Source organism: Vibrio sp. V39_P1S14PM300 (assembly GCF_009904765.1).
Lineage (GTDB): Bacteria > Pseudomonadota > Gammaproteobacteria > Enterobacterales > Vibrionaceae > Vibrio > Vibrio proteolyticus.
In genome coordinates, this window is record NZ_WXWP01000205.1 from 1 (window position 1) to 8,168 (window position 8,168).

At 50.5% G+C, this 8,168-nt stretch carries 6 protein-coding genes; 5 read left to right on the plus strand and 1 reads right to left on the minus strand.

All coding sequences use genetic code 11. The features are described 5' to 3' along the window. The first annotated feature begins 589 nt into the window (after positions 1–589). From hppD to CAG65_RS10500, 5 genes are all read left to right on the plus strand, one after another. On the plus strand, positions 590–1,663 hold the full coding sequence (gene hppD, locus CAG65_RS10480; RefSeq protein WP_161453586.1) for a 4-hydroxyphenylpyruvate dioxygenase: 1,074 nt from the start codon (positions 590–592) through the stop codon (positions 1,661–1,663). After that, positions 1,656–2,795 (plus strand): homogentisate 1,2-dioxygenase, encoded by a 1,140-nt coding sequence (locus CAG65_RS10485; protein ID WP_021703414.1) that lies wholly within the window; start codon positions 1,656–1,658, stop codon positions 2,793–2,795. The genes hppD and CAG65_RS10485 overlap by 8 nt, the downstream gene beginning before the upstream one ends. Before the next feature lie 9 nt (positions 2,796–2,804). Next, positions 2,805–3,815 (plus strand): fumarylacetoacetate hydrolase family protein, encoded by a 1,011-nt coding sequence (locus CAG65_RS10490; RefSeq protein ID WP_161453587.1) that lies wholly within the window; start codon positions 2,805–2,807, stop codon positions 3,813–3,815. After that, complete coding sequence (gene maiA, locus CAG65_RS10495; RefSeq protein ID WP_161453588.1) at positions 3,815–4,462, plus strand: maleylacetoacetate isomerase; 648 nt, start codon at positions 3,815–3,817, stop codon at positions 4,460–4,462. Before CAG65_RS10490 ends, maiA begins: the two co-directional genes overlap by 1 nt. A 422-nt stretch (positions 4,463–4,884) precedes the next feature. Continuing rightward, entirely contained in the window at positions 4,885–6,597 is a 1,713-nt protein-coding gene (locus CAG65_RS10500) for an ABC-F family ATP-binding cassette domain-containing protein (RefSeq protein ID WP_161453589.1), read from the plus strand. A 46-nt stretch (positions 6,598–6,643) separates the two neighbouring features. On the opposite strand, the gene CAG65_RS10505 is transcribed toward CAG65_RS10500, so the two are convergent. Continuing rightward, positions 6,644–8,158: a M28 family metallopeptidase gene (locus CAG65_RS10505; RefSeq protein ID WP_161453590.1), complete on the minus strand. Its 1,515-nt coding sequence runs from the start codon at positions 8,156–8,158 to the stop codon at positions 6,644–6,646. Positions 8,159–8,168: the final 10 nt, after the last annotated feature.

Sequence of the window (8,168 nt, forward strand, 5' to 3'; positions counted from 1 at the left end):
GCTCAGTCCGTCATCAATACTCATCAAGCCTGCTTTGTAAGCCGCCAGAAACACGATAGGCATTGGCAGCAGGAGAATGGCAATGATGACTTTAATAGTGCTTTTTGCTATTGGGTTGTTTTTTAGCATGCAAGCAAATTATTAATTATTTCAATGATTTCTCATAAATGAGAGGGAGAGTATAGTGAATAACCATAAATAAACAATTGTCATTCCGCGACAATCACACCTAAATTACAAAAAACCTAAGTTGCATAGGGAATCGATTGCGTAGCGTTTTGTTCGAAATCCTGTTGTGTAATTCAAGCGGTACTTTCTGCGTAACAGATTTACACCTGCAGGGTGCTCGTCTGAGTTTCGTTACACAGTAAAAACTTGTCTCTAAACATCAGTTTAGCTGGTGTTTAATGCAAATAATGTAAAGGTTGTTTAATTTATGTAAATTTATTGTGACGATGGCCGTCATTTCTTTTTATTACAGCTATTTAGCCTGCTGTATTTCCTTTTTATTGGTTGTGCTTCACCTTTAATACATACCGCTTTGTGAGGGCGTGTGGACGCCCCTGTGATGAACCTAAAGGAGTAGAGCATGACTGAATCGTACAACCCACTGGGCACTGATGGTTTTGAGTTTGTGGAATATACCGCTGCAAATGAGAAAGGCATTGCCGACCTGAAAGCACTGTTCAGTTCGCTGGGTTTTGCGGAGATCGCGAAGCACCGCTCAAAAGAGGCGTGGCTGTATCGTCAGGGCGAGATCAGCTTTATTGTCAACGCTCAGCCTCATAGTCAGGCAGAAGAGTTTGCGAAAGAACATGGCCCTTCAGTGTGTGGCATGGCTTTCCGTGTACACGATTCTGCGCAAGCGATGGCGCATGCGCTTGCTAACGGCGCGAAACAGTACGTAACCGAAATCGGCCCGATGGAACTGAGTATTCCAGCCGTTTACGGCATTGGTGAAAGCCTGCTGTACTTTGTGGACCGCTATGGTAGCAGCAGCATCTATGACGTGGACTTCAAATTCTACGACGATGCACAAGAGCGCCTGAAGAAAATGGATGCGGGCCTCTACGTCATTGATCACCTGACACACAATGTGAAGCAGGGCAACATGGATGTCTGGGCCGGTTTTTACGAGCGTATTGGTAACTTCCGTGAAATCCGTTATTTCGACATTGAAGGGAAACTGACGGGGCTGGTTAGCCGCGCCATGACAGCACCATGTGGCAAAATTCGTATTCCGATTAATGAATCATCGGACGATAAATCGCAGATTGAAGAATTCATCCGTGAGTACAATGGTGAAGGTATCCAGCATATCGCTCTGAGTACTGATGATATCTACAAAACCGTCAGCACACTGCGCGAACGTGGTATGGACTTTATGCCGACACCAGACACCTACTACGAGAAAGTCAACGCTCGTGTGGAAGGGCATACCGAGGATGTCGACAAACTGCGTGAACTGCAAATTCTGATCGATGGCGCGCCGATGAAAGATGGCATTCTGCTGCAAATCTTCACTCAAACCGTTATCGGTCCTGTGTTCTTCGAAATCATCCAGCGTAAAGGCAATGAAGGCTTTGGTGAAGGTAATTTCAAAGCGCTGTTTGAATCGATAGAAGAAGATCAGATTCGTCGTGGAGTGCTGAGCGATGCATAAATGGATCACATTCCCTCACCGGGAGGGAGTGTGTTCTCGTCAGGCACACGCAGATTTTCCGGAAGAGGCGATTTATGAACGGGAAGCGGGCCGAAGTGGATTCTTCGGCCCAGCGGCTCATTTCCACCATCAGCACGCCCCCACGGGTTGGAGCGAGTGGGAAGGCGAGCTACGACCGCGTGCTTTCAATTTTAATCTGGTTGAAACTGCCGCCCAGCACTCTCCATGGGCAGTGCCGGATTTGCTGCACAATGCCGATTGTAAGGTGCGCATTTGGCGACTGGACGAAAAAATGGATTTTCTGGTCCGTAACGCCGACGGGGATGAACTGCTGTTTATCCATCAGGGCCAAGCCGATCTGTATTGTGATTATGGTCATCTGGAAGTCGGTGAAGGGGATTATGTGATGATCCCGCGCTCGACCAACTGGCGGCTTGAACCCAAAGCGCCGATGTTCGTGTTGATGATTGAAAATACCGATGCGGCCTATTCTCTGCCTGAAAAAGGGTTGGTCGGCAACCACGCGGTGTTTGATCCTGCGGTGCTTCAAGTACCGTCGATCAACGAATCATTTCGTGCGCAATACTCCGAGGATCAGACTCAGGTTCACCTCAAACGTCACGGTCAGGTCAGCGTGGTGACGTACCCGTTTAATCCATTGGACGCAGTTGGCTGGCACGGCGATTTGGCGGTGGTCAAACTCAACTGGCGAGACATTCGCCCATTGATGTCACATCGTTATCATTTGCCACCCTCGGCGCACACCACCTTTGTGGGGCAGGGATTTGTGGTATGTACGTTTGTGCCTCGTCCGATTGAGAGCGATCCGGGCGCGTTAAAAGTCCCGTTTTATCACAACAACGACGACTACGACGAAGTACTGTTCTACCACGCGGGAGATTTCTTCAGCCGCGACAACATTGAAGCTGGCATGGTGACATTTCATCCGGCCGGGTTTACGCACGGCCCGCACCCGAAAGCATTTAAAGCCGGACGCGAATACAAGAAGAAATTTACCGATGAAGTGGCGGTCATGATCGATACCCGTCACGCATTGAACTTCAGCCCGCAAGCGCAACAGGTTGAAAACAAAGAATACGTCTACAGCTGGAAAGAGCATCCAGAAAAATAGGGATAAGAAATGAAGTTAGCAACCCTGAAAAACAAATCTCGCGACGGCTTGCTCGTGGTGGTAAGCCGCGATCTGAGCAAATGTGTTCCGGTACCGGATGTGGCGGAGAATCTGCAGCAGGCGCTGGATTACTGGCCGCGTGTTGAGTCCCAGCTACAGGAAGTCTATCAGGCGCTGAATGCCGGTGAACTGGTGAATGAGATGCCATTTGACCCGTCGGTGTGTGAATCGCCGTTGCCCCGCGCTTATCAGTGGGCGGATGGTTCCGCCTATGTCAACCATGTTGAGTTAGTGCGCAAAGCTCGTGGCGCGGAAATGCCACCGAGTTTCTGGACTGACCCACTGATGTATCAGGGAGGCTCCGATGCGTTTATCGGTCCTCGTGATGACATACCACTGGGTAGCGAAGAGTGGGGCATCGATTTCGAAGGCGAAGTGGCGGTTGTGACCGGGGATGTACCGATGGGCGCCAGCAGGCAGGAGGCGGCGCAGTCGATCCGCTTGTTGATGCTGGTCAATGACGTGTCATTACGCGGACTGATTCCTGCCGAGCTGGCAAAAGGGTTCGGTTTCTTCCAGTCCAAGCCTTCTTCGGTGTTTTCACCGGTTGCCGTGACACCCGATGAACTGGGTGATGCATGGGATGGTGGTAAAGTCAGCTTGCCATTGTTGTCTTTCTACAATGGAGAAGCATTTGGTTGTCCGAATGCAGGGGTTGATATGACTTTTGAATTCCCTGAACTGGTGGCGCATGCGGCGAAAACGCGTCCGTTGTCTGCCGGGGCAATCATTGGGTCTGGTACTGTGTCGAACAAACAAGGGACAGACTACGGTACAGCAATTTCTGAAGGTGGGGTCGGGTACTCCTGTATAGCAGAAGTGCGCATGATTGAAACCATTCGTGATGGCCAGGCATCAACCAGCTTCATGAAATTTGGTGACACCATCCGTATCGAAATGCGGGATCAGGATGGGCACAGTATCTTTGGTGCCATAAACCAAAAAGTGGTGAAGTACTGATGTCCGAACGCACTCTCTATGGTTATTGGCGCTCTTCGGCAACCTATCGGGTTCGCATTGCTCTGAATCTGAAAGGACTGGCCTATCAGCAAAAGTCGGTTCATTTGGTGAACAACGGTGGTGAGCAACACAGCGCCGAGTATCAAGCGCTGAATCCAAGTCAACTGGTTCCGGTTCTGGTGGATGGTGAGATGGTGCTTAACCAGTCGTTAGCAATTATTGATTATCTCGATGAACGTTATCCCGATTGCCCAATCATACCACTGTTCGGTGAGGCACGTTTTGCAGCCAAGGCGTTGGCTCAGGACATTGCCATCGATATCCACCCTCTGAACAATCTGAGAGTGCTGCAATACTTGACTAACGAACTGTCCGTTGAAGAGAAACAGAAGTCAGTTTGGATTCGTCATTGGATCGAAACCGGCTTTCGGGCTCTGGAGCACAAGTTGGAAGGTCGGGCAGGGCAATACTGCGTCGGTGATACCGTTTCACTGGTCGATGTTTGCCTGGTCCCGCAGGTTTACAACGCGATTCGCTTTGGTATCGATATGACAGACTTTCCGCTGTTAGGTGCCATTGTGGAGCGTTTAAACCAGCTACCGGCGTTCGTTGAAGCCGCGCCGGAGAATCAGCCGGACGCGCAGTAATCTGACAGAATTTCTCTCAACCTTTGCCCGTTAGGTGTCTGCTAACGGGCTTTTTTGACTTTGAGGCAAAGAAACTGAGATCAGACAGGCAGTTACGCGTTGTTATTCGACACAGTATTTGCCTGAGTATGGCGCCTGTGTTTATGATTATGTTACCGAATCACCGGAAACGTGCTGTTTCCCTCAACGTTGAAAAGGAGGTCCCCTATGCATCAGTGTCGTTTGTTCAACGCACGCTTCTTTGCTATAGAGGCTCGCTCAAGAGTTTGTGACTTCGCGCTGCGATAATCCCGACTTGAGCGAAATTTAGAATCTATGACTGCCGCAAGGCAGCAATCAAAAAGAGTTCTCTTCACTCGAGCTCGGAGAATTATTGTCAGCAACTGACAAAGGCGCTTTGCGCCCAAAATTCTTGAGTTTTTATGAGTACTTATCTATCTGCACAATCACTAAGCGTTTCTTTTGCTTCTTCTCCTCTGTTTGAAGAGGTCAGTTTTACCATCAATCAAGGCGACCGCATCGGTCTGATTGGCCACAATGGTTGTGGCAAAAGCACGTTGCTTAAACAAATCAGTGGTGTTGAACAGGACTACAACGGGCAAGTCATCATCGCTAACCGTTGCATACTGGCTTATGTCGAACAACACCTGCCTCAACGTCTGGCGCAGGCGACCCTCATCCAGGCATTAGAGGAGAAAGTCAGCCAAGGTGAAACCTGGCGAGCTGAACAGTTATTGTCTGAGCTGGGCTTTTCAGATTCAGACTGGCACCTGACCGTTGGCAGCCTGAGTGGTGGACAACACATGCGCCTGCTGCTGGCCCGGGCGATCATCAATCAACCGGATCTGCTGTTACTGGATGAGCCGAGCAACCATTTAGACTTACCAGCACTGTTGTGGCTGGAGAACTTTCTGAATCACTGGAAAGGCTCCTTTGTGGTGGTTTCACATGACCAGGCATTGCTTGACCGGGTAACCAATGCTACCTGGATCATGCGAGATCGCACCTTGCATCACTTTTCGATGCCTTGTTCTCTGGCACGGGGCGCTCTGACCGAGCGGGACGAAGCAGATTTGCAGCGTCATGCCAGTGAGCAAAAAGAGATTGATCGTCTGGAGCAGAGTGCGAAACGCCTAGCAACCTGGGGTAAGGTCTACGACAACGAAGATCTAGCCCGTAAAGCCAAAACCATGCAGGCCAGAAAAGAGCGTCTGGTCGAGCAACAAACCCGCCTGACAGACGGGGCTCCATGGACTCTCAGTTTGCAGGGCGATGCGCTGCCGGCCAATCGCTTAATCGATATCGAACAATTGAGTGTTAGGCCTCCACAGTCATCCGTCCATCTGTTTGATGTCGTCAACAAGCAGGTAAAAAGCGGCGACCGGGTGGCGATCATGGGCAGTAATGGCACGGGGAAATCGTCATTGCTCAAGCAACTCTACAGCTACTATCAACAGCGTGAGACTGTCGGTGTCAAACTCCATCCTCAATGTAAATTGGGGTACTACGATCAGTCGTTGCAACAGCTACAAGATGAGGCAGGGCTGAATGAAGCGCTGAGCGACTTTGCACCATTGAGCGATGATATGCGCAAACAGGCGTTGATTAGCGCCGGGTTTGAGTATCAGCGTCATCAGCAAAGCGTCTCGTCATTAAGTGGTGGTGAGCGTGCCAGGTTGTTGTTTATTGGTTTGACGCTGGCGCGCTACCACATGCTGTTTCTCGACGAGCCAACCAACCACCTGGATTTGGAAGGGAAAGAAGAGTTATTTGAGACCTTGAAAACGTATCCGGGTGGAGCGCTGATCGTGAGTCACGACCGGCAGCTGATAGAGCAAAGCTGTAATCGGTTCTGGCTGATCCAACATGGCGAGCTGACGGAATACCTGAGCGTGGAAGAGGTCTATCAGCAATTGCATGCGAACGGTCACGTTGGACGGCAAAGTGACTTCGATCGTTTAGCTGCTTGTCACTCTCCGGTGGAGCCACAACAGGAGGATGATGCGTTATTAGAACGTTTGTTGGAACTGGAACAGTTGCTGGAAGACGATAAACGGCGCAAGCCCAAACATCAGAAGCCAGCGCTGCAGGCCAAATGGCAGCAGGAGATTGACGTGATTACTGCACGTCTATAATCAAAAGCCCTGAGTATTATGCTCAGGGCTTTTTTAGTGACGTATGTCAGAAAGTGCTGGCTTTCAGGCTGGCTCCGCTGTAGTTGGAGTACCCTGTCAGCATGACGGAGTAGGTGCCCGGTGAAGCATTGTTGAACGTACAGACTTCGTTGTTCCCACTGAGATATGGGCGGCAATCCCAGTTCTGTTTGCTGGCTTTACTGCCAAACTTCACATACAAGTCCAGATCACCATAGCCACCAGAGGTGGTGATTTGCAGGTTTTTCTGGGTTTCCAGTTCAAACGTATACCATACGTTGCTGCCTCGGCTACCAGACAAATCGGTGACAGGCACGCCGTCTTCCAGCTGATTGCCTGGTGTTGGTGTGTCACCGGTTGCGCTGCCCATTTCAATCGCATAAGCAAGACCTAACTGAGTGAACTTCTTGGCATGAGAGCCGGTTGGATCGGAGTTCGCCAACGTATCTTGAGTGGTGTGAATACGCGGATTGTAATCGTTGAACTTCGACTCAAACGGCATGGCGGCGGGGTAGCCGGCGTTGTGCCATGATGCGTGATCAGAACAGGCGTACCCGCAAGTATCGAAACCGTAAGTCAGACTCGGCAAATACTCGTCCATTAGCTGCGTCAGATATTGAGTGAAGTTGCTGTCAGTGTAATCGGTGATAAACACGACATCTTGGGCAGAACCTTTGTAGTTGGTCATGTCCAGTTGCAGGGCGGAAACCACGTTTTTACCTTCGGATTTATACTGATTCGCCAGATCTTGTGAACCACGCAAGCCGACTTCCTCAGCGGCATAAGCCATGAAGGCAATGCTACGTTTTGGTTGGAAGTTGTTCTCTGACAGCACACGGATCACTTCAGTGACGGCTGCGATACCCGAAGCATCATCATCCGCACCCGGTGCAACACTTTGTTCGTTGGTGTGTGAACCAATGGTCGAATCAAGGTGACCACCAATCACAATCCACTCGTCAGGCGCTTCTGAGCCTGTAATGGTCATAACGACCGACTTTTGGTTGTAGCCTGAGTGAGACACTTGCTTGACGCTGGCATTGGGCAGAGAGGCTGACAGAGCCTGCCATTCGCTGGCTATCCAGTCCGAGGCCTGAGCTCCAGAAGTGGTGGTGTAAAAACGGTTGGTGAAGCTCTCCAGCGAACTGATGGTCCCGGTGATTTGTGACGCGTCAACCTGAGGCAGCCACGCCGTGACGGTCGCCTGCTGTGTAATCGGCGGCATCACGAAGCTGGCTAGCGTAGCGGGCATCGCACTTGCCGCCATCGCACTTTGCGCTGAAGGGTGTACCATGTACCCACCACAGCGATTATGCTCTTCGTGCATATTATGCGAAAGCTCAGCGAGCTGAGCGACATCGACTTGTCCAACCCACACCTGACCACTGCTGGCGACGGAATTCGGAAGAATGGATTCTGCCCCGGACTTCATCACCGTTTGATTGGCGTCCGCACCAATTGAGATCCACACTTTGTCTTCGGCGTAAGCCTGACAAAAAGTGGCGGAAAGAACCATAGCCAGTAACGTTTTGGTATATTTCATTATCTCCTCC